Here is a 24,757-nt window from a genome sequence, read left to right as displayed (position 1 = left end):
CGGTTTTCGCTGTGGATGGCTGCGCTGTTGCTGTGTTGGGCGCTGCAAGGGGTGGCCGAGGAGGCCACCCCCTGGGGGGCGGACTTTTTCCCCAACACCGAGCTGATCGACCAGGATGGCCGTTCGGTGCGCTTCTTCGATGACCTGATCAAGGACAAGGTGGTGGTGATCAACTTCATCTTCACCGGCTGTGGCGATTCCTGCCCGCTGGAGACGGCGCGCTTGCGCCAGGTCCAGCAACTGCTCGGCGAGCGGGTGGGGCAGGATGTGTTCTTCTACTCGATCAGCATCGATCCGCTCAGCGATACCCCCGAGGTCCTCAAGGCCTATGCGGCAAAGTTCAAGGTGGGCCCGGGCTGGCGTTTTCTCACCGGCGACAAGGCGCAGATCGACGCCTTGCGCCGGCGTCTGGGGCTGTTCATCGAGGGCGTCGACAACGGTCGCAGCCGCGACCACAACCTCAGCCTGATCGTCGGCAACCAGGCCACCGGGCGCTGGATGAAGGCTTCACCCTTCGAAAACCCGTGGATACTGGCCGACCAGCTGGCCAACAGCCTGCACAACTGGAAGCAGCCCAGCACCGAGCAGAGCTATGCCCAGGCACCGGAGATCCGTCCGCCGAGCAATGGCGAGGAGTTGTTCCGTACCCGCTGCGCGGCCTGCCACAGCCTGGGGCCGGAGGATGGCCAGGGCCTCGGCATGCGCGCCGTGGGGCCAGACCTGCTGGGCGTCACCGGGCGCCGTCAGCGGGCCTGGCTGAGCCGCTGGATCCGCGAGCCGGACCGGATGCTGGCCGAACGTGACGCCCAGGCGCTGGCGCTGTTCCAGCAGTACGACCGGATCGCCATGCCGAACCTGCGCTTGAGCGAGGAAAATGTCGACGCCCTGCTGGAGTTCCTTGAGCAGGAAAGTGTCCGCCAGGGCGCGTTGGAACAGGCGAAAGCCACGCCTGACGGGGCTCGCGAAACACAGTAGAGGCAAAATACTATCACTCTGTGGTTGACCATTAATATTCATGTACGACGATGGATCCAGGCTGGGCTATAAATTCAAAGAAAACAGCTCGCAAGGAAAATCGATGCAGGAGCTGAACCCGAAGTTGGCCGATGAGGGCAGCAGTACCCAGGCAGCACCGGACCGCACCTTGCGCGAATTCAACTTGTTGCGCTGGTTCTCCCTGGTCAGCCTGTTGTTCATTGCCTCGGTGGCGGTGGGGCTGGGCTATGTCTCGACGCAGTTCGTGGTCAACGACAGCGTCGAGCGCGATGCCATGCTCACCGCCCAGTTCATCCAGGCCATGGCCAAGGCCGAGGTGCGCCATTCGCGCATCCCGCCGGGCACCACCATGGCCGAGCTGCTCGACCCGCGCCAGGACCACGAGCACCCTTACGTCAGCGCAGACCTGGCGGCCTCCACCCGCATCGAATTCCTCGATCATGTCGAACACCTGCCCGACACCCTGCTGAGCAATGTCTATGCCCTGGACCGGACCATCGTCTGGTCCACCAACCCGGCCCTGGTCGGGCAGAAGATCGTCGGTGACGATGACCTGGACGAGTCGTTCAATTCGCGGGTGCCGGTCTCGGCCAGTTACCACAAGGCCAACGAAGACCGCGAAGAGCAGAAATTCCAGCGCGAGCCCGAGTACCTGTTCATCGAAAACTACATCCCCATGTTCGATGACAGCGGCACCAAGGTGCTGTCGATGGTCGAGGTGTACAAGGAGCCCCGCGACCTGGTGCGGCGCATCCAGCGCGGTTACGTGCTGATCTGGACCTCGACCCTGCTCGGTGGCGCACTGGTCTACTTCGGCCTGTTCTGGATCGTGCGCCGCGCCGCCAGCATGCTGCAGACCCAGCAGACGCAACTGGTGGCCAGCGAGACCTTCGTGGCCCTGGGCGAGATGTCGTCGGCGGTGGCCCACAGCCTGCGCAACCCGCTGGCCAATATCCGCTCCAGTGCCGAGCTGGCCCAGGAGATCGCCAGTGAGCACTCGCAGAAGAATATTGGCGACATCATCAGCCAGGTCGACCGCATGTCGCGCTGGGTGCGTGAGCTGCTGGTGTCGCTGCGACCGCTCAAGGATGATGCCGAAGCGGTCGAGCTGCGGGCGGCCATCGATGACACCTGCCACGCCTTTGCCCAGCAGATCGAACGCAACAAGATAGAACTGCAGGTCAGCGCGCCGGAACAGGCGCTGGTCGTCAGCCAGCCGGTGTTGCTGACACAGATTCTCAACAGTTTGTTCTCCAACGCCCTGGAAGCGATGCCGGGCGGCGGTCGGTTGACCATTGAAGTGATCGAACTGACCAGCGAGCGCCAGTTTCAGCTGACCTTGAGTGATACTGGCAAAGGCATGAGCCAGCAGCAGGAGCGGATGGTGTTCAAACCATTCTTCACCACCAAACAGGGCGGCCTAGGGGTCGGCCTGGTGCTGGTAAAACGGATCATGGAACGTTTCGGCGGCGCCGTCAGCCTCACTAGCCGCATCGAGGAAGGAACCCGTGTATGTCTGACTTTCAAGATTGCAACGGGAGGGGACCATGGAACATAGCATCCTGGTGGTCGAGGATGACGAAATCCTCGCTGAGAATATTCAGACCTATCTGGAGCGAAAGGGCTTCGAGGTCACCGTCTGTAATAGCGCCGAGCAGGCCCTGGAGCAACTTCAGCAATGCCAGCCGGATGCGGTACTGACCGACAACTCGTTGCCGGGCATGAGCGGCCATGAGCTGATCAAGGCCCTGACGGCGCGAGCACCAGAGCTCAAGGTGATCATGATGACCGGCTACGGCAACGTCGAAGACGCCGTGCTGGCGATGAAAGAGGGCGCTTTCCACTACCTGACCAAACCGGTGGTGCTGGCCGAGCTCAAACTGATGCTGGACAAGGCCCTGGCCACCGAACGCCTGGAGCGTACGCTGACCTTCTACCAGGAGCGCGAGGCACAGAAATCCGGGTGCCAGGCATTGATTGGCGAGTCGCCGGCCATGCTCGGGCTCAAGCACACCCTCAAGCAGTTGCTCGACGCCGAGCAGCGCATGGCCAGCGGCGACCTGCCGCCGGTGCTGGTGGAAGGGGAGACCGGTACCGGCAAGGAACTGGTGGCCCGCGCCCTGCATTTTGACGGTGCGCGCAGCAAGGGGCCGTTCATCGAATTCAACTGCGCCTCGATCCCGGCCAACCTGCTCGAAGCCGAGCTGTTCGGTCATGAGAAGGGTGCTTTCACCGATGCCAAGGACCGCCGCGTGGGGCTGGTCGAGGCCGCCGATGGCGGCACCCTGTTCCTCGACGAAATCGGCGAGATGGACCTGTTGCTGCAGGCCAAGCTGCTGAAGTTGCTCGAAGACCGGACCATACGGCGCATCGGCGCGGTCAAGGAGCGCAAGGTCGACTTGCGCATCATCAGCGCCACCAATTGCAACCTGGAGCAGATGGTGCAACAGGGCAAGTTCCGCCGCGATCTGTTCTTCCGCCTGCGCATCATCTCGATCAAGGTGCCCAGGCTCTATGCCCGCGGCGAGGACATCCTGCTGCTGGCCCGGCACTTCCTGGCCTTGCATGGCAAGCGTTACGGCAAGTCGCACCTGTATTTCAGTCCCGAGGCTGAAGAGCTGATGCTCAACTACAGCTGGCCGGGGAACGTCCGTGAGCTGCGCAACATGCTGGAGCAGACCGTGTTGCTTGCCTCCAGCGAGGAAATTTCCCCGCACCAGCTCAATGTCTGCATGAGCCTGGTGGACGAACCTTTCGAGGTGCCGGTTGCGGTACCGCACGAAAGCCACGTCAATGGCGAGGGCATGGCGACCACCAGCTTGCCGGAAGTGGAGCGAGACATGGTGCGCAAGATGCTTGACCGTACCGACTGGAACGTCACCAAATCGGCGCGGTTGCTCGGCTTGAGCCGCGACATGCTGCGCTACCGAATTGAAAAACTGGGCCTGACCCGGCCAGACAAGCGGCAGTGGTAGGAGCGGGCTTGTCCCGCGATTGCAATGTGACTGACACACTGCAATCGCGGGGCAAGCCCGCTCCTACGGGTGTGTGCAATTGAACCCCTGGGGCAACTGACTTGATCGCCTGGCGGCAGCTCCCACAGGTGGGTGTGGTGGAATCTGTGGGAGCTGGCGAAGCCTGCGATCGACTGCGCAGCAGTCGCAATCCAGTCGCCTCGGTGAGTCAGGTGTTCGGCGGTGGCAGGTTTTTGCGGCCGCTTCGCGCCCGATCGCAGCCTGGCGGCAGCTCCCACAGGTGGGTGTGGTGGAACCTGTGGGAGCTGGCGAAGCCTGCGATCGACTGCGCAGCAGTCGCAATCCAGTCGCCTCGGTGAGTCAGGTGTTCGGCGGTGGCAGGTTTTGCGGCCGCTTCGCGCCCGATCGCAGCCTGGCGGCAGCTCCCACAGGTGGGTGTGGTTGAACCTGTGGGAGCCTGCAGTCGCAAAGGTGGCAGCGGTTATTCGCGCCCGCGCATGAAGAAGCCGGCGACGTACTTGCGGAAGGTGTCCAGGCTCTTGAAGTCGGCATAGCGCTTGAACGTCTCGCCCTCGGGCTCCGGCCCCAGCGGCTGGTCGGTAAGCGACACCGACAGCACCCGGTCCTGGTCGGCGCTGAGCACCAGTGCGCCCATGCCCTGGCCACCGATCACCGGCCGGCGCATGATCACCCGCACGCCCTTGCCGGCCATCCAGTCGATCAGCGAGATCAGCATCTTCAACGGCTCGCGCTCTTCGTCGCGGTACACCGGAAACAACTGCCCACGGGACAGCACCGGCACGCTGGCGACGTGGATCAGCTCGTAGTAGTGGCTGCCGGCACTGGTCGGCGAGTAGATCGTCAGGGCCAGCAGCGGCCCCGGGGTCTTGCTGCCGCCCCACAGCAAGTGGTGGCCCTGGAAGTCGAAACCGTCCTCGCTGCGCTCGTTGAACAGCTTGCGCGCCTTGATCTGGCTGACGCAGTCGAGCAGCAGACCGTAGCGGCGATGGTTGCCAAAGGCGCTGGAGTCACGCAGCCGGGCCTTGAGCATCATCATGTGCTTCATGTCCAGGCGGGTTTCCAGGTAGTTGCTGGCCGGCACCCGCTCGATCAGCGGGTAACGGCTGGCGACGTTGCGCAGTTCGGCGAACTGCCCGGTCAGGTCCTTTTTCAGGTGCGTGGCGTAGACGTTCAGGCCGCCGGCTTCGATCAGGGTCAGCAGCAATGACAGCAGGCGCTGCTGTTCATGCCGCTCGCCAGCAGCACTGCCTGCTTCGCCTTCGGCGCCAGGGCGGCGGAAGTCGCCGATCAGGCGCAACGGCATGTCCGGCGGCAACCAGGCTGCCGGCAGTACGTCGGCGTCCTCCTGACGGCCCGGGTCGCGCTCGTCCTTGATGAAGTCGCAGTCCGGAGCATGTTCGGCAGTGCCCGGGTTGTTCTTCAGGAACAGGGTACCGGTGTTGCCATTGAGGTTGACGTTGAGGATCGGCATCGCCCGCGGCTGGCAATCGCACGCCAGCCAGTGCCCGGCGGCCCGGACCCTGAGCAGCAGCTGGTTGGCCTGCAAAAGGCGGGGGCCTTCCAGGCTGCCCTGGGCAAAGCCGTGCAGCAGCTCGTCTTCGGCGGGGGTGAGGGTACGTACCAGCGCTGCGTTCTTTTCGATGATTCGCATGAGTGTCCTTAGGGGCGAGCGGCAAGCGGCAAGCTTCAAGCTGCAAGCCATAGAGCGCTTGCTTGCAGCTTGCAGCTTAGCGCTTGTGGCTAGCCTGCGAACAGCTTGGCGGCGCGGGCGCGGATTTCTTCCACGGTCAGGTCTTCCTTGTGGGTGGAGACGAACCACAGGTTGCCGAACGGGTCCTTCAGGGTGCCGCTGCGGTCGCCGTAGAACTGGTCCTTCACCTCACTGATCTGGGTGGCACCGGCCTTGATGGCCTGGGCGTAGCGCGCATCGACATCCTCGACATACAGGTGCAGGCCGATGGCGGCGCCGCCCAGCGACTGGCTGCTGACCAGCCCGCCGGCCTGGTCGCACGGGTCGGCCAGCATCAGCGAGGAATCACCGATCTTCAGCTCCGCATGGCCCACGCGCCCGTCGGGGCCGTCGAGGCGGAACATCTCGACCGCGCCGAAAGCGGCCTTGTAGAAGTCGATGGCTTTGGCGGCATCCTTGATGCCGAGGTAGGGGGTGATGCTGTGTTGTCCTTCGGGGATAGGTTTGACGGCCATTTTATGAATCCTCCTTAGCGCGCCGCGAGTGAATGGCGCGAAACTGTATGTTTGTACAGTTTTGGCAATTCGGCAAATCAAAAATTCACGGCGCTGGACGGACGGCAGTCAGAAGATGTAATCGGTTGTAAGGAAGCTCGAATCGCGATTACGGATGATGTCGCTGATCAGCTGCTTGTTGCTGTCCTGGAACTTGGTCGCCACCAGGGTGCGGATCGAGAACACGCGCAAGGCATCGTGTACCGACAGGGTGCCTTCGGCGGAGTTCTTGCGCCCGTTGAAGGGGTAGGTGTCCGGGCCGCGCTGGCACTGGGCGTTGAGGTTGATGCGCCCGACCTGGTTGGCGAAGGTGTCGACCAGGCGTCCGACCTCGGCCGGGTTGGTGCCGAAGATGCTCAGTTGCTGGCCGAAGTCCGAATCCAGCACATAGTCGATGACAGTTTGCAGGTCGCGGTAGGGCACCACCGGCACCACCGGGCCGAACTGTTCTTCCTGGTAGACGCGCATCTGCGCATTCACCGGGTACAGCAGGGCCGGGTAGAAAAACGAGCCACGGCTCTGGCCGCCGCCTTCGTTGATGACCCTGGCGCCCTTGGCCACGGCATCGGCCACCAGGCCGCCCAGGTAGTCGATCTTGCCCGCTTCGGGCAGCGGCGTCAGGGCCACGCCCGGCTCCCAGGGCATGCCCGGCTTGAGCGCGGCCAGCTTGCGCTGGAATTTATCGAGGAAGCTTGCGACCACATCCTCGTGGACGAAGAGGATCTTCAGCGCCGTGCAGCGCTGGCCGTTGAACGACAGGGCGCCGGTGACCGATTCGTTGACCGCGTTTTCCAGGTCGACCTCGGGCAGCACGATCCCCGGGTTCTTGGCATCCAGGCCCAGCGCCGCACGCAGGCGGTGCGGGCGCGGGTGGAGTTTTTTCAGGTCGCTGGCGGCCTTGTTGGTGCCGATGAAGGCGAACACATCGACCTTGCCGCTGGCCATCAGGGCGCTGACCGTTTCGCGCCCGCGCCCGTAGATGACGTTGATCACCCCGGCCGGAAAGCTGTCGCGGAAGGCTTCGAGCAACGGGCGAATCAGCAGCACGCCGAACTTGGCCGGCTTGAACACCACGGTGTTGCCCATGATCAGCGCCGGGATCAGGGTGGTGAAAGTCTCGTTCAGCGGGTAGTTGTAGGGGCCCATGCACAGCGCCACGCCCAATGGTGCGCGGCGGATCTGGCCAAGAGTGTCCTGCTCCAGCTCGAAGCGGCTGGAGCGCCGGTCCAGTTCCTTGAGGGCATTGATGGTGTCGACGATGTAGTCGCAGGTGCGGTCGAACTCTTTCTCCGAGTCCTTGAGGTTCTTGCCGATTTCCCACATCAGCAGCTTGACCACCGCCTCACGCTGCTCGCGCATCTTGCCCAGGAAGGTTTCCACATGCTGGATGCGCTCGGCCACGCGCATCGTCGGCCAGGCGCCGCGGCCCTTGTCGTAGGCGTGCACGGCGGCGTCCAGGGCGGTGAGGGCGGTGTCGGCATCGAGCAGCGGGGCGCTACCGAGGATCACCTGGCGTTCCTCTCCGTCCTCCTTGAGCCAGACCGGGCTGCGTACCGTGGCCAGTGGCCCGTCCCAGCGTTGCAACTGGCCATCGACCAGGTACTCGCGTTGCACCAGCGGCTCGCCCAGGCGATAGGCTTCAGGGATCTCGTTGGCGGTGGGAAACAGCGAATCGAGCAGACGGTCCATGGGCGCAGCACCTCTTTTTCTGTGATGGGTGAAACGTTTCAGTCGGAGCATAACGCCAGCCCGGCAAAAAAAGCCAGCCTCGCTCAACATTGCGCGCGCAACGCCGATAAAGCGTTAACTGGATGCGAACAACGGACCCATGAACACAAGAATCCTCGCACTTGATGACAGCCTGATTCTGCCGGACACCTTGCGCACCACCCTCAACCGCCTGCTGCCGATCGGCTTTGCGCTGATCGGCATCGGCCTGTCGGTGGCGCTCGGCCGCCTGGATGTGCAACGCCAGGAAAGCGAACTGGTCGCCAATGCCGGCGCGCGGCTGTCCGGGGTGCGTGCCGCCCTGGAGGCCCAGTTGCGCTCGGCCTTCGGCGAAACCGAGGGGATCGCCCAGTTGCTCAGCGCCGACGGCGATATCAGCCCCGAGCACTTTCATGACATGGCCCGCCAGGCCATCGCCTCGGTCCCGCATATTCGCCATATTTCCCTGGCCCCGGGGGATGTGATCGCCGATGTCTATCCGCTCAAGGGTAACCAGGGCGTGATCGGCGTCGACTACCGCCACCTGCCCGACCAGTACCCCATGGTCCAGCGTGCCCGCGAACACTTCAGTCCGGTGCTGGCAGGCCCCGTGCAGCTGTACCAGGGCGGGCGCGGGCTGATCTACCGGCGGCCGGTGTTCCTCAAGGGCCACAAGGGCGTGAAGCTGTACTGGGGCAATGTCTCCATCGTCGCCGACATCGACCGCCTGCTCAGCGCCGCCGGCCTGGACCTGGACCCGGGTTTCGAACTGGCCCTGCGTGGCAGCAACGGCCAGGGCTCGGCCGGCGGAATGATCTGGGGCGATCCCAAGGTTTTCGATGAACACGCAGTGACGGTCAATGTCGATGTGCCGGGCGGCCTCTGGCAACTGGCGGCAAGCCCCCTGGGCGGCTGGCCGTCGATGAGCCTGTTCGCATCCCCCTTGTTTCTGTTCGCCCTGACCTGCACCGGCCTGTTCAGCGTATTCGTCGCCCAGCTCAACCGCAGCAACCACCTGATCAAATTACGCAATCGCGAACTCAAGCAATCCCAGGCCCAGCTCGAACGCCTGGCCCATTACGATGCGATTACCGGCTTGCCCAACCGCCTGCGCTTCAACCAGTACCTGCTCGAAGCGATCGAGCGGGAGCCGCGCCTGGCCGTGCTGATGCTGGATATCGACGGCTTCAAGCAGGTCAACGACAGCCTCGGCCACCCCATGGGCGACCTGTTGCTGCAACAGGCCACGGCACGCTTCATGCAGATTATCGAGAAGCGCGATTGCGTCTGCCGCCTGGGCGGCGACGAGTTTGCTTTTTTGCTGGCAGGCAGCGAGTCGGACTGCCTGGAGCAGGTCCAGGCCCTGCTGGCGACCCTGCAGCAACCCTTCGACCTCAAGGGCAGTGCCGCCCTGGTCACCGGCAGCATCGGCCTGGCCTGGTACCCGGAGCATGGCCAGGGCACCGACCGGCTGCTGCGCCATGCCGACACCGCCATGTACGCGGCCAAGGAGAGCGGGCGCAACGCCTGGCGCTTGTATCACCCGGACATGACCCAGCGCCTGCAGGAACGCCTGGGCCTGGAGATGAACCTGCGCCGGGCTTTGAAGAACAACGAGTTCGAGCTCTGGTACCAGCCCAAGATCGACCTGTTCAGCGGCCGCGTCGAAGGCGCCGAGGCACTGCTGCGCTGGCGTGATCCGCAGCACGGCCTGGTGTCGCCGGCGCAGTTCATTCCCCTGGCCGAGCGTACCGGCCTGATCATCCCGCTGGGGGAAAAGGTCCTGGACCTGGCCTGCGCCCAGATCGCCGCCTGGCGCGCCGTCGATTGCCTGCCCGGCCCTGTGGCGATCAACGTCGCAGCCCTGCAGATCGAGCGCAGCGACTATGTCGCCAGCCTGTCGCGCACCCTCCAGCGCTACGACCTGCCGGCGACCTTGCTGGAAGTGGAAATCACCGAAAGCCTGCTGATGGAAAGCCAACAGCTGGCCTGCGAGGTACTGGCGCAGTTGCAGCAACTGGGCGTGGCCACCGCGGTGGACGACTTCGGCACCGGTTACTCTTCGCTGGCTTACCTGAAGATGCTGCCGATCGATCACCTGAAGATCGATCGGGCGTTCATCAAGGACCTGCCGGGCGACGACGACGGCGTGGCGATCATCCGCGCCATCATCGACCTGGGCCATGCCCTGGGTTTTCGCATCACCGCCGAAGGGATCGAGACCCGCGAGCAGTATGAATTCTTGCGTATCGCCGGTTGCGACCAGGGCCAGGGTTACGTGATCGGCCGGCCGATGCCGGCCGATCAGTTCGAGCGCTGGCTGGAGAGTGAAGCACGCAGTGGTGTGCTCGCTACCCGATGACGGTGATCTGCAGCGTAAGCAACTCGCGGGCCGGGCGGGTCAAGGCTACGGCCCGGAACAGCATGTCGCTGTCCAGGCGTTCAAGCTGGTGCCAGAGTTGTTCACGGCCAAAGTCGGGCCGGTGAAGGAACGGCTCGGCCTGCAACAAGTCGCGCAGGTCGCGCCGGTACTGCAGTGGCAAGCGCTGCCAGATCTGCCAGTGCTCGGCGGTGGTCTCCAGCAGCAGCTCCTCGTAGTCGAAGTCGGGCACCAGCAGGTCGATCTGATACTGGTCGTAATAGGCGTCGACCTGTTCGTACACCCGGGGGGCCAGGGCATCGCTTTCCAGATCCAGCACTTTGGCGGCCTCGGCAGACAACTGCAGGTCGTCCGGCAGGTGGGTGAACTGGTTGTTCGACAGGTTCAGCCAGTAGGGGGCTTCGATCTCCCGCAAGGCCTCGGGCAATTGCGTCAGGCAACAACCGGAAAGGTCCAGGCTTTGTAACCGGCGCAGCGCGGCCAGGTTCGGGGCCTCGATCAGCGGGTTGTCGGACAGGTCGAGGATCTCCAGGTTCAGGTAGCCATCGAGCCGCGTTTGCTGCTGCGCGTTCCAGGTGATGCGATTGCGTTCAAGGTCCAGGGCCAGCAGGCGCTCAGGTGCCGGCACCTCGGGCACCTGGTCGAAGCGACAGGCAATCAGGGTCAGGCGTCGCAGCGCCGGCAAGCGCGGCAACCAGTGCTGCGGCAGCCGGGTGATGCCCGGGTTGCCGGTCAGCTCCAGTTCCTGCACATGCTCGAAACCGGGTGGCAATTGAAGCTCGGCAAGGTCGGCATCGCTCAACTCAAGACTGGTCAGATCGAGGGCATGGATCACCTGGTTATTCTCCACGTTGCGCAGGCTCGTGTGCTGCCAACTGTCCTGGATGGCCCTGGCCGCCTTCTGCCGTGGCGGGTGGCCGCCGTGCCATTGTTCCAGTGAGGTGCGCAGGCTCTGGTACTGGTCCTCAAGCTCACGCAACCGGGTGGCAGCGTCGAGCCAGTGCTGACGCCAGTCATTGAAGTCGAACAGCATCTGCTCGTCCGAATGCATCGGGAACAGACGACGATAGCGTGCCGCCAGCGGATGCTGCGAAACGTTCTGGGGCGGGTAGCCATGCAGCGGGTCGACACCGCCACGCAAGCGCCCCTGTGCAGGCCACTCGAACGCCTGGTGGGACCACAGCCAGCGGGCCACCTGATGGCGCTGGGCCGTCGCCAGGGTTTGCACCTGCTGCTCAAGTGCCCGGGCGTCGCCCAGTGCCAGGCGTCGGGCCTGGGGCAGGGCATCGAACAGCGCCTGGTACAGGCCACCGGCCTGGGCCTGCCCTGCATGGCGATAGCCTTCGGCCGACTTGACCAGCACCTGCTGCTGCAGGGCCTTGAGGCTGCCGATCCGGGCCAGCAGCGGCCCCTCGGCACTGCCAGCGCGCAGTTCGATGCGCAGTTGCGCAGGCCAGTCCTGGAGTTGCTCGACCGCCTTGAAGATCAGGCGCTCACTGTCCTGGTTGAGCAATGCCGGCAGGTACAGCCCTTCGAAGGCGCGTACTAGGGGCAGGGCGTCATTGACCTGCTGGGCTTGTTGATCGTGCAACAGGCGCCGGGCCAGAGGACGGCTCAGGCGTGGGTAGCGAGCCTGTAGCTCGACGACACGCGCGTCGCTGTCGCCGGGCGGGTCATACACCGCTTCGAAATCCGCTATCGAGCGGCCCTGGGCCTTGAGCGTGCGCAAGGCCTGCAGGCGCTCCAGCGTGTCGGCCAGCAGCGGGGGCGGGGCGCTGTTGTCCACCTGCATGCGCCGCAACTGGTCGGCAGAAGTGCCGCTGATCAGCCGCGCCTGCTCCAGCTCGGCGTCTGCAAGCCCCTCGCACAGCGGGCCGATGCGCCGCAGCAGGCGTGTGGTGGTCCAGGTCAGGGGCTGCTCGTGCTCAAGGCGCCAACTGCCCTGGCCGTTGTGTTCGAGCACGGGTTCGTAGGCGTTGGGGGTGTAGGGATGGACCAGGCGCCACTGCTGCAGCTGCGGATCGAAACGCTGCTCATGCACGGCTCCGTCGAGCTTGATGAAGTACCTGTCGCCCGTCACATACTGCCCCAGCGCGTTGGTCGACAGCCCCGGCGGCAAGGGCTGCGTAGACCTGTAGGGGGCCGGGTCGGGCTTCCACAGACGCTCACGGCTATCGGCCCGCCGAACCTTGACCAGCCCCTCCATCAACGGGCTGTTGAACAGCCTGGGCGTCACCGTGCCGGCCACGGCAAATCCACCGATCAGCGCTGCATTCAGGGCCACCGACTCCAGGTGGGCGAAGGCGGTATCGACATCGCCCTGCTGCCAGGATTCTATGCCTTCGAAGACTTCGCCCGCCAGTTGCAGGGCGGTGACACCCATCATCACCGCGCCCAGGCCCGGGATAAAAAACGCCGCGGCATTGAGAAAGGCCAGCGCGCCATTTGCCCATAGGCTGCGAATGGCCTGCAGATGCCGGGCGTCGGCCTCGGCCGTGGGCACCGCCAGTTGCCGGGCTTCGTCCCGTACCCGTTGCCCATGCTGCTGCCACAGCCAGGCGAACACATCACCCTCGATCGGCTGCTCGCCCAGGTGCAGCTCGGCATCCAGCGGCAGGACCCAGTCGCTGTCGGCATCGGCGTCGAGCAATGACAGGTGGTAACGCAACAGGCTCAGCACATGGGCCTGCTGGTCGCGGGGGACGAAACCGAGGAAGTAGCGGCGAAAGTCGGCCAGGCAGAGGCGCTGTTTCAACTGCCCGGCAAGGTCCTGCAAGTTGGCATGGGCGGTCAGGGGCAGGCGGTTGTCGCCCGGCAGCCAGGCCGTGATCGTCTGGTCGGGGTGGTCGAGCAACAGCATGTCGTGCAGGGGGATGCCGAACAGGGTCGGCTGGCGCACCTGCAGCCTCGGTGTGATGCCATCGACCAGTAGCAGCAGTTGTTCTTGTTGCGACGCGCTGATCCGCGAGGCCCCGCGTGCCACCTGCATATCGACCCGCAGGCGCGCCCGCGTCGCGTCGATCCAGAGGCGGCCGGTGGCGTCGGTGAAGTAGCGGTCCAGGTGGGCTTGATAGGCCTGGCCCAGGTCCAGTTCGCGGCACAGCGTGGCGAAGTCCTGGGGTCGCAAGGCTGCAGCCCGGGTGGGGTCGGGTGTGTCCAGCGGTGCGAGTGCGGGCTGGATGAAGCTGGGGCGTTCGAATGGCTGGTCGAGAGGGAAGTTGTGCAGGGCGGCCTGTAACAGGCTGATCGGTTTGCGTTGTACCTGGCGGGGTGGTTGGCGGCGGGCCGAGATCGACACGTATTCGACGAGTTGGGCGCGGCGTACGTCCAAGGTGAGGTTGTGGGTGTGTTGCAGGTGTGATTGCAGCAGCGGTTCGGCGAAATCGAGGGGGCTTTTGAGACCGTGAAGCGCGTTTGCCAGGGTGTGGTTGGCGGTTTGCCACTGGGTTTGGCTGGTGAGTGGGGGTGTGCCTGTTGGGGATTGGGTCAGGCGTTCTGAGGGGATTCGTAGGGGTTGGCGAAGGCGTTGCCAGTCGGAGGAGGAGAGGTGGTGGGTCCAGGTGGGGAGTTTTTGTTCGAGGAAGGATTGGTGTGGGTTGGGGAGGCTGAGGGTATGCATGAGGATATTCCTGTTTTGGGGAGCCAACAGGAGAAACCCGGATGATTGGAGCTTGGTAGTACATAGGTAAGGAGCGGCAGTAAATCGAGTCAGTGGGTGTAATAAGCGGAGGGCAGCGGTTTTTCGTTACAAAAACGGAAGCTCTATAAGTTTCAAGGTAGAACGGTATTTCATGGAAATGGTGCGCTGGATACCTGGGTGGTGCAGCTACGGCCAAGGGCTAAGCGTCGGGCTGGCGCGGTGGGCGCCTCGGCCCGGCGGGGCTCCAGGCTTACCTGCCACCCCATTTGTTTGAAAGCGCCGGCGCCGCTTGGCGACTGCATTGCCCTGCCCGGGGGGCTTGAAACTCGACAAACCTGCAAATGGCGAACCCGGCAGGGCTCGACGACCACCAGAACAAGCGTTGTCTCTAGTCGATAACAGTCGATAACAGTCGATTAGCAACTGACATTTTTGTCAGTTGCTCGGCTGAATGACCAGGCATCTAATCAAGCCTCCGCCTGTCCTCTGCTGGAGATTTGTCATGACTCAGCAACTTTGGTCCGATGCGACAATGCAGTACGCCAACAACGGTTTCAACCGTGAGTACTCCGCGAGCACCCTGAGCCCGTGGGTAAGTGACTGCTCATTGAGCTTTAATTGTAAGATTGACAACGGGACTCTGACCCTGCCTGCACCGCAGAAAGTTAGCATACATGCTTACCTGATAAACTCCACAACGGGAAAAATGCTTGAGCATATTAAGTACGCACAAAAGGAAATCCACTTAAACCCCGCTTCCTGGTCTTATCATTTCTGCAACCACATCAATAGTACCGGTAAACATCTGAAGGCAGGTACTTGGAACGGAAGCAGCCTGGTAGCCCTGGAGGATACCGAAACCAACGCAGAGGTGAAGAACAACAGGCTTTGGCATTACGGGCACGAAAACCGCAGTTTCACGACCAACCCAGTCAAAGAAAACTGGGTGGAGGCACTGCGACTGGAGGGCAGCGCGCAGGTTGAACACGATAGCAAGATCTGGGTGGAAGTTCGAGACATCCGTAGCCAACGATTGTATGAGTGCATTGAACACACCTGCACGTCAGACAGCTGGCCAACAGCCCTGTGCGAACAAATCAACAGAGAAAGTAATTTCCTAAGAGCAGGGAGGTGGTCATCCCGAAGGAGCACCTGGAATGCCGAAGAAGGCTTCAAGCCACATGCCGAAGAAAACGCATTATGGGTACCGCAGGGCTCTGATCTCGCGGTCACTGTCTCTCGCTTTGTGGATGACACACAGGTCATCGAGCCTGAGCCCGATGCGCCTCTACTCGAAAAGTCCGATGATTTGAAGCTGAAAAATTCACAACATTTTCGCTTGAGCGATATATCTGATTTCAACGAGCCTATTGCTGCAGAAAACAAAAGCAAAGCTGAAATGCAGAACACCTTGCTACGTGCACAGTCAATATGGTCAACGGCCTATATTCCTTTGGTCTGGGTCGAAGCCAAATACCCAGGTAGTATTTACTTAACGGAAGACTGGGGATTAATACTTAAAAATCAAAAGGAGCACACCCTCTCTTGGCGCTCCCCCTCGAATAGCGTACTACACCCCCGGGGTGAGAACCTATTATCCATGATGTGGTTAAAAGACATTAGATTAGCAACTAGCTGCGATGCAGTCGAGCGGCTGGTATGGATGTTCGAAGTTGACGAATCATTGGCACGCCAACTCAACACCGGAAGAACAGCCTTACTACTAAAGCAAATAGCAAGATGTTTGTCAGTCGAAGGTGAGTATCTAGTCAGCGACGGCAGATTCACGGTCCCTAATAATACCAACGGCCATACCGATTTGGTCTTGTATAAACCCAGCATGCGAGTCGGGACAGCCAGTGACGGGCCATTCGTTCAGCTTTCACCCGCAAATGGACAATCCTGGCATGTTGGGATATACCGGTTCTATATTCATCTCGCCGATAGCTATACTGGTACTGAAGTCGCTGTTGCCGATGTCGGGCTTTCGACCGAAACTGAGCTTTGGAAAAAACTGGAAACTTTACGTTTCCAGGGGCACCCCCAAAAAGCACAGTACCAACCTACCAGCCACCTGTGCGAGGACTATGGGAATACAGTTGGTAGTGATTTGTTCGATACCGAAGGTGAAACGGAAACGGGCGTTAACCCGCAAACTGGCTTGTTCCATTCCCACTACCCGGTAGCGACCCTCCATGCGCTTGAAGCGGAAGAAGGCAGTCTGGACCTTACCCTGCACTATTCTGCCCTACGGGGTAATGAAGCCGGTCTGGGAGATGGTTGGGCATTTCAGTTCTCCAGTTTCGAAAACCGGGAGCGCTGTCTGAAACTATACACCGGAGAGGTGATTCGCTTCACAGATGAAGAGTGGGCGAACCTGAAAAATGGCGAGATTGTAAAACGTTCGCCCTGCTGGGTATCCAGCAATGCAGATGCCTCGGAGATGACAATACGGTTTCCTTCTGGGAAATATGAATATCTGACCCGCGTCTCTGGACAAGAATCTGCGGAGCACAACAAACAATATCTCGCCCAGCTCAAAGCCATGACAGAGAAAGTTGTGAGTAAAGAGCTGTATTCTCGAATCGACCAGACTATGGCCAAATGGGATGCTCAACGAAGCACCTGGCAACGCTTTTGTTATTCTGTCGAAAAATTCTTCAAGAACAGCAATCCGGATGACTTGAATGCCTGGGAGATCGAGTCAAAAAAGGACACGCCTCTCAGTAAGCAGCTAAAACGTGAACTGGCCATCATAAAACGCCCATTCATGTATCTCCTGCCCACGACAATTTATACACCCCAAGGTGGATCATTTCATGTTCAATGGGAGTGCGTGAACTGGCAGTATCTTCTTAAAAAAATCTCTTCGGCAAACGCCGAGCTATTCAGTGCTGACTATTCAAAAGACGCTGTAGAATTACGCCTCTGGCCAAATACCGCTTTACTCAATCTCACTGAAAACAACGAGTCAGTTCAGTCGTCAAGCACCAATCCAGACTCCGCATTCAAGCTAAGGCTTAAACTTAATAATTATTTGCTGGAGCAAATTTCGCGTTCCGACACCGGCAGCTTCATGCGATACGGATACGCTCCTGATCCGACACTTGATCATATTCTTGTGAGCGTAGAAAGCTCCAGCGGCCAGCTCGAGCGAGTGAGTTACCTGGCAGGCGCTATGTGCTTTCCTGACAATGCTCGCCCTCCACTACCCGCCGTTGCAGTGCATTCGATCTCTGAAGGAAGCAAGCTGGCGCTGGTTACTTATTACGAATACAGCAAGGAAAACTACCTGTCGCGCTCGGCCGAGCATTCAACCGAGCTTAACTCAGACTCAAACGTCCGAATAAATTATACATTTGACAAGCATAACCGCCGCATTAGTGAAATTCATGCCCACGGCGAAGGTCAGAAATCGACTCGCTGGAATTACCCTGATAAATCACATAAGAACCTTGATTACGCTCAGGTCTCCAGTATTGAAACGATTTTTGAAAGTGGTGGTGAAAAAGAGCAAACCACCCAGTATTTCGAATACAACCTAGAGGGTAAACTGAGCAAGAGCATCGCTGCCGATGGTACCATAACATGCTGGTGGTACTACCCTCGAGAAGGAGGCAATGCTTCAGCCGGGCTCGAGGGTGATCTCACAGCGCTGTATGCCCTTGGGAACGTATCATGCCCATCGACTGACGCCCTTCAAGATATTCCACTCTCCTGTATGTACGAATACCAGGTTCTCGACGGCGACGAGATTCCAAATGCACTGAAATTCTATGGCTATGAAGCCTCCAGGAGTGGACAACTGGAGGTCCGCACTTCCGTTGTAATCAACGGGATCACCCGTAATGACCAACGCCTGGCACTAGCCAAGGGCCGACGGTCTGCGCGCGTGCAAACTGTTTCGTCGGGCCTGACAACACCAATTCATACCGATGGCCAGGTCACTTGGTCAGAGTATACCCACACGGTCCTCAGCTGGAACGGCATGCAGCAATCGCAAGCTTTCACGCAACACTGGCGGGAGGATGGTCTCCATCGCTACAAGAGCGTTGTCGTAGAACATGATGGCGTTAAAGTTGAGCAGCAGGACGTCGAGGTTTACTGTCGCTTTAGCCGTCACTTGCTGGCCAAAGCGGTCGACCGTGGTGGGTACGAGATCTATCGCTGGGACAGCGAGGGACGAAAACTCCACAAGAATGAATCCTGGCCTACCTCCACCCTGCAGAAGCTCAAACTCAACGGTAGTCAATACACGCGACAGTTCGACAGTCAGGGCCGGTTGTTGCGTGAACAGGTGGACAACCGCCTGGTCTGCGATAACCACTACAGCGATAAAGGTCTGCTGTTGGCAGGATCGGAGTATGAGTATCTGCCTGGTGGCCTGTTGCGCGCCCTGCATGCCGGAACGAATATCTTCATGGGGGCGCTGTGGCAGGCAACAACGCAGAACAACGGAAGGATTGACCACGAAACCGACGCCGAGATCACCTCGACATTGCTGGGGTCCACAGTGTTGTCGGAGACTGCCCAGCATGCTACCACTCAGGCTGACGGCAGTGTGATTGTGCGTGACTCCCTCTATCTGCCTAACATTGAAGGCGCTGTCCACAACAGCCTCCGTCACTTCGATCCGCTGGGTAGGCTGGTCAAACACGAGCGGGTTGAATCCCGTCAGGTGGCGACTATTGAATATGACGAACTTGATCGGCCGGTGGTCTTTGTACAGCCCGATGGTACCCGCATTGAAAGGGTCTACTACGGGTTGTCCAATGCCGTAGAAAAACTCCTGTGGGTAACCCAGGAGGGTGACGGTCACTCAACGGTCGTCCCTTTGATTGTCCAGACCTTCGCCAACGGCAAACGCTCTCAGGAAGAGATGGGAAGTTTCCGTTTCGGCTACACCGATGGTCAGGTCACCTTGCCTGACATGACCAGCCTTTCAAGCCAGGCCTCCCCTCAGGGCAGTACCCTGACCTGGACCAAAGACGGCTCGGTGGTTGACCAGAGTATCGTGGTCGAGCAAGCAGATAACCTCCGTACCGTCAGAGCGACATCACCGGCGGGCACGAACGAGCAGACCATTGATGGGTTGAGGGTAGGTACGTTCGAACACCTGGTCGAAATGAATGACAAGAACTGGCAAGTGTCGACGAGCAGGCGTGGCCCCCGGGCTGAATTCCAGGGCAAGGTCCAGTGTTCCTCGCGAGGCCTCTGGCAAAGCAGGCAGTCGATCGCAGGCCCCTCGGCTCGGGCTTTTCGGGATGCACAGGACCGTGTGGTCTGCCTGATAGAAGGCAACCTGGTGCAACGTTTCGAATATGACGACCGTAGCCAGTTGGAGCGGCATGAGGTATTCGATGGCCAGCAGCGCATGGTGAGGGAACTGCAGTGGGACGACCTGGGGCAGGAAACCAGGCGCAGTTACAGTGTCGATGGGGCGGTTCAACTCGTACTCGAGCGGGAATACCATGCCAGTGGCCAGCTCAAGATGCGCAGGACCTTCTATGAGGGTGAGTTGCGGCTGACTGAAACCTTTGACTATGACGCTCTCACCAGCCGCCTGGCCCGATATCACTGCAGCGGCGTAGAAGATGCGCTGCCCACCGACGATTCTGGTTACCGCTTCATTCAGCAGGATTTCGTCCACGACGCACTGGGCAACCTGCGCGAATGCGCGACGACCTACTCTGACCAAAGCACGCGCATGCAAACGTATACCTACGACCAGAACCACCCCACACTCCGTATCCAGGAGTTAGCCGATGGCCAGCAGTGCCACCTCGGCTATGATGCCAACGGTCGGCTGAGTCGCGACTCCCAAGGGCGGCATCTGCAGTACAACCAACTCGGACGGTTGGTGCGGGTGACAAACGCCAAGGGCAGCTTGCTGACCCGTTACGACTATGACGCCGAAAACCGCCTGGCCGCAGTCTACGATGTAGAACAACAGCGCACATGCGAGCTGCTGTATGAACTGGATGGCGAATTGGCGGCCGAGGTATGGTTTGACGAAAACCACCAGGAACTGCACCGCACCTGCTTCTTCGGAATGGCCCAACAGACCCTCACTGCGGACCAGGTGCAAACCACCTTCGTGTTCCAGGACCCGCACAGCGGCGTGATCGGCGTCACCGGGGCCCCGCCCATCAGCTTTGGCCCCTACGGTGAACACGATGGTGCCTGCCCGACCGCGAGAGGCTATAACGGCCAATGGCGTGATCCCGTGTTGGGTGGCTATCACCTGGGTAATCGTTACTATGATCCTGTCGAGCGCTGCTTCTACCAACGCGACGGCTGGAGTCCACTGGGCGCTGGCGGCATCAACGACAGGGCCTATTGTGGAGGTGATCCGGTCAACCTGCACGACCCGAGCGGGCACATCATGCTCAGCCGCTGGGGGCAGGAGCACCAACTCAGCGAAATGAACAAGTTGATTGCAAGTTTTGACCCACCGCAGCCGCCAGTAGATGACCGCCCATGGCATGTGCGGATGATGTCCACTCTGATCTGGGGCGGCGTAGCGATCCTGGGGGCGACTGCAGCGGTACTCCTGGCCATTCCCACAGGCGGCGCCAGCCTGGTGATTGCCGGTGCGTTGTTTGCCGCAACGGTTGTGTCAGTCGGGCTGCATATCGCCAGTGAAGCCATTCGTTATACCAACCCGAAACTTTCCTCAATACTGGGCGGCATCTCCACAGCCATTGATATTGCGACAATCGTACCTTCAGTTGCCTATGCGGCGGGACGGCTGATCAGGTGGTCGGTATCGAAGATTGGCAAGCTCGCCACGCGTGTTCAGGCCGTAGTAAGTTCAAGTCGAGCTGGCAGTGCACTTGGTCAAGGCGGTGCTGCTTCCGAGCGTGCGCTACATTTTAATGATGTATACAAGCAGACAAATGTCATAAGAACGCCGAACTATAGACAACATTTGCAATGGTATCAGGAAACAGTAAACAACCCTGGTCAGCCCACTCGGCATTTCTGGGGGGCTAACACGCGCATCATTGGAAGTGATTTGGACGATCCCATTCAACAAATCGCACGCCGTGGCTCCGCTAGTGATGTTCATTTCTATACTGGAGTGCATGGGGCGCCTGAGGGTAATAACTGGTTGGACGTGTTTTCCAATAAACCGAAAAACCTGTTGAGATCGGTATTTTTTCAAAGGAAACCTATAAGTGTAATCAGGCATCCGCAGTTAGATTATCCTGATTTTTTTCGTGAAGATATGCTGAAGTTGAGCAGAAATAATCCATTTCCCAATAAAAGAGCAATCTATGTCCATGAACTTGATAGTCAAACGGCGTTGCATACGCTGAATACTAATGAGGTGTTAGAAGGACACCATATTTACGCATTTTGCCATGGGCGTAATGATGAGCGCTTTTTGCATATGTACAATAGGGCGTCTGTTACTGGGTATGATAAGTAGGTGTGGGGTTATGTTTTTGGATGGTTTGTGCTTGAGGCTTTGTAAGTGTTAGAAGCTGTACATGTCAGGTGCTCATGGATGAGCCCATTATAATTTAATGTTGATTTGATTGGGGTGGTGGTTCTGACATGGCTTCATAAATTTGGTTTTGGCGGGGTTCGGTTGGTTATTAGGCTCTGTACGAAATCCTGTGAAACTCAACCGAGGCGTGTCGAAAATCGAAATTTTGTAGAGTCTTCAGCCATCTACGGAAAGGAATCCTGTGATGGCGAAGCGTTATGGGCTCTTGGCAGAGGCGTGGGCCTTGGTCAACGGTCTACCAGCAGGTTCGGGATTGGCGAAACCGGGGAACGTTCGATCAGATGCTCAAGCGGTTGCATTTGAAGCTCAACGACCAAGGCTTGATCGATTTGCAAACCTGTATGATCGAAGTAAGCACTGCCGATGGTTGCTTACCGACAATGGCTACGACGCCGACGCGCTACGTCACTATTGCGACCGGTATCGAATGCAACCGGTCATCTCGTTGCGCTCAATGAAGTGCAGGCCCAAACCCGGTTTGCCCAAGATGTTTGAGCAACCAAAATGCAGACAGCGCAACATCGTTGAGCGCATGTTGGGCTGGCTGGAAGAGAACCGCAGAATCGTTATTCGCTTCGACAAGCTTGCGAAAAGTTATGCCGTAAGGGTCTCTCTGGCTTGCGCCATGCGGTGGCTGCGACGGCGAAAAAGCGGCGGGCGGATTCATTTTTACTTGCTTTGAAAAATGAATCCACTCTCTTGCACCCTATAAGTTGGTCAGTCGGCTAGCCGTCGCAACTCAATCCCATCCAACACCGCATCAATCAACCCCATGGCCATCTGCACCGAATGCTGCGTCGACCACACAAACCCCCGCCCGTCGGCACTGGTGTACTCCACCGCCTGGGGAATCGTCGCATTGGCGCATTTGAGGTAGAGCAGGGCATGCACCAGGGCATCTTCGGCACTGACGCCTGCGCGGACATTGAACAGCGGGGGATGATCGGGGCAACTGCTGACCGGCGTTTCGGCGGTTTCGACAAGGTGCAGGCTTGGGGGATCGGGGACGAGCTTCTTCATGGTCAACTCCTAACTTGGGGAGCCGCCACGCCTTTGTCGCCAAACAAGTTGGGTGGCAGCTGTACGCGGGTTGGCGAACCGGTAAGTTAGGAACCCGGCAGGGCCGAAGCCCTCCCGCGCACAACCGCCATAGAGGGAGTGCTGGAATGAACCAACTGCCGCCATGGTGATCGCATAACTTGTCCGGGTCGCCAAACCCGATCACCGAACATTCAGTGACCTGGCGAGCCTAGTGCGAAGGCCTTCCCCGGGCAAGCTACTGAGAGCGACAGACCGCGTAGGATAGGTCCTAGGACTCGCCACTGGCTAGCCCCGCCGCGCTACACCGGCGAAGTCAGCGGTTGCCGCTCGGTGTTCAGCACCCCGTAGCCGACCCGTGGCACGCCCTCCAGGCGCTGCTCCACCAGGGCCTTGAGCGACTCGCCCGTGCCCAGGTAGGCGTCGCCGAAATCATGCCCGCCCAGCGCGCTGGGATGGGCCACCACCTCCAGCAAGCCCGTGTCCGGCGCGAGCCCCGCGCGCAGGTCCGCCGGCGTGCACACATAGTCCGCCGTCGCGCCCGCCAAGCGCCGGATCCGGTGGTTGAGCAGGGTCTTGAACACCCGCTTCACCGGGCCGATGTTGTGCCCCAGGTTGCGCGCCAGCCTCACCGGTACGCCTACACGCGCGGCAAAGCGCGCGACGATCAGGCCGATCGGCCAGATGTTGTGCACGTGCTGGTGGGAATCGACATGGCTGGGCATCAGGCCCAGGCACAGGCAGTGCTGCCATTGGGCCAGCAGTTCCTGTTCGACGGCTTCGCGTTCGCGCCGGCTCAGGCGCAGGGTGTGTTGCTTGATGCGCAGGTCGAATTCGCCGCTGGGGGTGCAGAAGCGCGGCTCTTTGCCGATGGCTTCGCTCAAGGGCCGGCCAAAGGTCAGGTTGAAGTGCAGGCCCACCCGGCCGCGCAGCGCCGGCAGCTGGGCCAGGGTGCAGGCCGCAGCGAAGGCCGGCATGTTGGCCATGGCGGTGGCCGAGCTGATCAGCCCGGCCTGGAAGGCGTGGAGGATGACCGCGTTGGTGTGGGCGCTGAGTCCGAAGTCGTCAGCGTTGACTATGACCTGTGAGGGCATTCGGGTTCTCCGGTTCGGGAATCGGCTCGGCGGCAGGCGCCGGACGTGAATGACGCAGGCGTTGCAATTGCGGCTTGAAGCGTCGCCATAGGCGCAGGCCCAGACCCAGGGCCAGGCCATCAGGCCTCCAGCTGTAAAAACTCAGTCGCTGTTGCTCAAGCTGGGCACTCATACGCTCCTGCAACTGGTGGCTGGAATTGTTCAGGCTGACGCGCGAGGCGTCGACCCATTCCCAGCCGTCATCCAGGCCCCAGTGAATCCATTCCTCAAGCAGTACCCGGCCACTGCCCAGATCAGCATGGGCAGGCACAAAGGCCAGGTTGTAGTCATAGACCCGCCCGTGCTCGAACACCCCCAGGCGGTAGCTGATGCAGCGCCCGCCCAGCTCCAGCAGGACCATGCGCACCAGGCCCTGCTCGGCCAGTGCGGTAAAGGCCTGGTACATCCACTGGCGGCGCAGGGTGCCGGAGAAGATGCCGACATCGTCATCGCCTTTCCAGCTGACGTCCTCGACATCGGCCACGGCATCGAGCAGGGCTTTGATGGTGCTGGCGTCGGGGATCACCCGGCGCACCTGGGCGCCACAGGCGGCGATGCGCTTGCGCGCGCGGCGCAGTTTGTAGCGTGGATCGCCGCTGATTTCCTGGCGGTCTTCGGGGACGATGCGGTGCACCGGCACCCGGCAGCTCAGGCGTCGTTCGAACAGCGAGCTGCGCCGCTGCCAGGTGCTGAGCAGGGCTTGCGGCGCTGCATCGTCCGGCACTTCACTCAGTTGCAGCAGGGCGTGGGGCAGGCGCTGGCGGATGGCCCGCAGCACCTGTGCCGCCGCGCCCGCCGGCAGGTCGGCGAGCAGGGCGATGCGATCGCTCAAGGGGTAGCCCAGGTGGCGCACCACCTGGACAGTCAGCGGGCCAAAACGTTCGCTGCCACGGATCAAGGGCAGGCACAGGCACAGTTGGCCCTGGTGATGGCCGACCAGTACCTGTAGCTGCTGATCGGCCGGCAACGCCGCTTCGGCCGCCTGCAACCAGCCCAGGTGGTTGAACGGTGTGCTGCCCGGCAGGCGCTGGCGCAGCTGTTCGTAGGCCTCGGCGGGAAAGCCGTCGGCACGCAGCGAGGGGTACCATTTCAAATCCATTTGCATAG

12 protein-coding genes and 1 pseudogene are annotated in these 24,757 nt (G+C 60.5%); 6 read left to right on the top strand and 7 right to left on the bottom strand.

Annotation, left to right across the window (positions count from 1 at the left end; genetic code table 11):
- Window positions 1-15: 15 nt before the first annotated feature.
- The 3 genes from M2D63_RS13970 (at window position 16) to M2D63_RS13960 (ending at window position 3,971) form a co-directional block, all read left to right on the top strand.
- Complete coding sequence (locus M2D63_RS13970) at window positions 16-975, top strand: SCO family protein (RefSeq protein ID WP_285863523.1); 960 nt, start codon at window positions 16-18, stop codon at window positions 973-975.
- A gap of 103 nt (window positions 976-1,078) precedes the next feature.
- On the top strand, window positions 1,079-2,554 hold the full coding sequence (locus M2D63_RS13965; protein ID WP_285863514.1) for an ATP-binding protein: 1,476 nt from the start codon (window positions 1,079-1,081) through the stop codon (window positions 2,552-2,554).
- On the top strand, window positions 2,544-3,971 hold the full coding sequence (locus M2D63_RS13960) for a sigma-54 dependent transcriptional regulator (RefSeq protein ID WP_285863513.1): 1,428 nt from the start codon (window positions 2,544-2,546) through the stop codon (window positions 3,969-3,971). Before M2D63_RS13965 ends, M2D63_RS13960 begins: the two co-directional genes overlap by 11 nt.
- 481 nt (window positions 3,972-4,452) lie before the next feature.
- Here M2D63_RS13960 and M2D63_RS13955 read toward each other — a convergent pair whose 3' ends face one another.
- The 3 genes from M2D63_RS13955 to M2D63_RS13945 form a co-directional block, all read right to left on the bottom strand.
- A complete protein-coding gene (locus M2D63_RS13955) occupies window positions 4,453-5,643 on the bottom strand; it encodes a hypothetical protein (protein ID WP_285863512.1) in 1,191 nt (396 codons plus the stop codon).
- An 89-nt stretch (window positions 5,644-5,732) separates the two neighbouring features.
- Window positions 5,733-6,197: a VOC family protein gene (locus M2D63_RS13950; protein ID WP_285863511.1), complete on the bottom strand. Its 465-nt coding sequence runs from the start codon at window positions 6,195-6,197 to the stop codon at window positions 5,733-5,735.
- A 108-nt stretch (window positions 6,198-6,305) separates the two neighbouring features.
- Window positions 6,306-7,925, bottom strand: coding sequence for an NADP-dependent glyceraldehyde-3-phosphate dehydrogenase (locus M2D63_RS13945; RefSeq protein WP_285863510.1), 1,620 nt, complete (start codon window positions 7,923-7,925; stop codon window positions 6,306-6,308).
- A 139-nt stretch (window positions 7,926-8,064) separates the two neighbouring features.
- Between M2D63_RS13945 and M2D63_RS13940 the strand changes: the two genes are divergently transcribed.
- Window positions 8,065-10,305 (top strand): bifunctional diguanylate cyclase/phosphodiesterase, encoded by a 2,241-nt coding sequence (locus M2D63_RS13940; protein WP_285863509.1) that lies wholly within the window; start codon window positions 8,065-8,067, stop codon window positions 10,303-10,305.
- Here the strand turns inward: M2D63_RS13940 and M2D63_RS13935 are convergent.
- Window positions 10,295-13,942 carry a dermonecrotic toxin domain-containing protein gene (locus M2D63_RS13935; protein ID WP_353050866.1) on the bottom strand — a complete coding sequence of 1,216 codons (3,648 nt, stop codon included), beginning with the start codon at window positions 13,940-13,942 and terminating at the stop codon, window positions 10,295-10,297. The genes M2D63_RS13940 and M2D63_RS13935 overlap by 11 nt on opposite strands.
- A gap of 523 nt (window positions 13,943-14,465) precedes the next feature.
- Here M2D63_RS13935 and M2D63_RS13930 point away from each other — a divergent pair.
- Both M2D63_RS13930 and M2D63_RS13925 read left to right on the top strand, forming a co-directional pair.
- A complete protein-coding gene (locus M2D63_RS13930; protein ID WP_285863507.1) occupies window positions 14,466-21,398 on the top strand; it encodes an RHS repeat-associated core domain-containing protein in 6,933 nt (2,310 codons plus the stop codon).
- A 266-nt stretch (window positions 21,399-21,664) separates the two neighbouring features.
- Window positions 21,665-22,161, top strand: a pseudogene (locus M2D63_RS13925) (IS5/IS1182 family transposase); the annotation flags it as partial.
- 35 nt (window positions 22,162-22,196) lie between these two features.
- Here the strand turns inward: M2D63_RS13925 and M2D63_RS13920 are convergent.
- The 3 genes from M2D63_RS13920 to M2D63_RS13910 all read right to left on the bottom strand — a co-directional run bounded on the left by M2D63_RS13920 (window position 22,197) and on the right by M2D63_RS13910 (window position 24,755).
- Entirely contained in the window at window positions 22,197-22,499 is a 303-nt protein-coding gene (locus M2D63_RS13920; protein WP_285863506.1) for a DUF3077 domain-containing protein, read from the bottom strand.
- 320 nt (window positions 22,500-22,819) lie between these two features.
- Window positions 22,820-23,611: a carbohydrate deacetylase gene (locus M2D63_RS13915; RefSeq protein WP_285863505.1), complete on the bottom strand. Its 792-nt coding sequence runs from the start codon at window positions 23,609-23,611 to the stop codon at window positions 22,820-22,822.
- On the bottom strand, window positions 23,583-24,755 hold the full coding sequence (locus tag M2D63_RS13910; RefSeq protein ID WP_285863504.1) for a GNAT family N-acetyltransferase: 1,173 nt from the start codon (window positions 24,753-24,755) through the stop codon (window positions 23,583-23,585). The genes M2D63_RS13915 and M2D63_RS13910 overlap by 29 nt, the downstream gene beginning before the upstream one ends.
- Window positions 24,756-24,757: the final 2 nt, after the last annotated feature.

Source organism: Pseudomonas sp. BJa5 (genome assembly GCF_030272875.2).
In the GTDB taxonomy this organism is placed as follows: domain Bacteria; phylum Pseudomonadota; class Gammaproteobacteria; order Pseudomonadales; family Pseudomonadaceae; genus Aquipseudomonas.
The sequence above is the reverse complement of the archived record's forward strand: the minus strand, read 5'-3'. Positions and strand labels throughout refer to the sequence as shown.

Bases quoted from the DNA above. Each gene is read 5' to 3' on its own strand.
- M2D63_RS13970 (WP_285863523.1), top strand. From the start codon at position 16: ATGGCTGCGCTGTTGCTGTGTTGGGCGCTGCAAGGGGTGGCCGAGGAG.
- M2D63_RS13965 (WP_285863514.1), top strand. From the start codon at position 1,079: ATGCAGGAGCTGAACCCGAAGTTGGCCGATGAGGGCAGCAGTACCCAG.
- M2D63_RS13960 (WP_285863513.1), top strand. From the start codon at position 2,544: ATGGAACATAGCATCCTGGTGGTCGAGGATGACGAAATCCTCGCTGAG.
- M2D63_RS13955 (WP_285863512.1), bottom strand. From the start codon at position 5,643: ATGCGAATCATCGAAAAGAACGCAGCGCTGGTACGTACCCTCACCCCC.
- M2D63_RS13950 (WP_285863511.1), bottom strand. From the start codon at position 6,197: ATGGCCGTCAAACCTATCCCCGAAGGACAACACAGCATCACCCCCTAC.
- M2D63_RS13945 (WP_285863510.1), bottom strand. From the start codon at position 7,925: ATGGACCGTCTGCTCGATTCGCTGTTTCCCACCGCCAACGAGATCCCT.
- M2D63_RS13940 (WP_285863509.1), top strand. From the start codon at position 8,065: ATGAACACAAGAATCCTCGCACTTGATGACAGCCTGATTCTGCCGGAC.
- M2D63_RS13935 (WP_353050866.1), bottom strand. From the start codon at position 13,942: ATGCATACCCTCAGCCTCCCCAACCCACACCAATCCTTCCTCGAACAA.
- M2D63_RS13930 (WP_285863507.1), top strand. From the start codon at position 14,466: ATGACTCAGCAACTTTGGTCCGATGCGACAATGCAGTACGCCAACAAC.
- M2D63_RS13920 (WP_285863506.1), bottom strand. From the start codon at position 22,499: ATGAAGAAGCTCGTCCCCGATCCCCCAAGCCTGCACCTTGTCGAAACC.
- M2D63_RS13915 (WP_285863505.1), bottom strand. From the start codon at position 23,611: ATGCCCTCACAGGTCATAGTCAACGCTGACGACTTCGGACTCAGCGCC.
- M2D63_RS13910 (WP_285863504.1), bottom strand. From the start codon at position 24,755: ATGCAAATGGATTTGAAATGGTACCCCTCGCTGCGTGCCGACGGCTTT.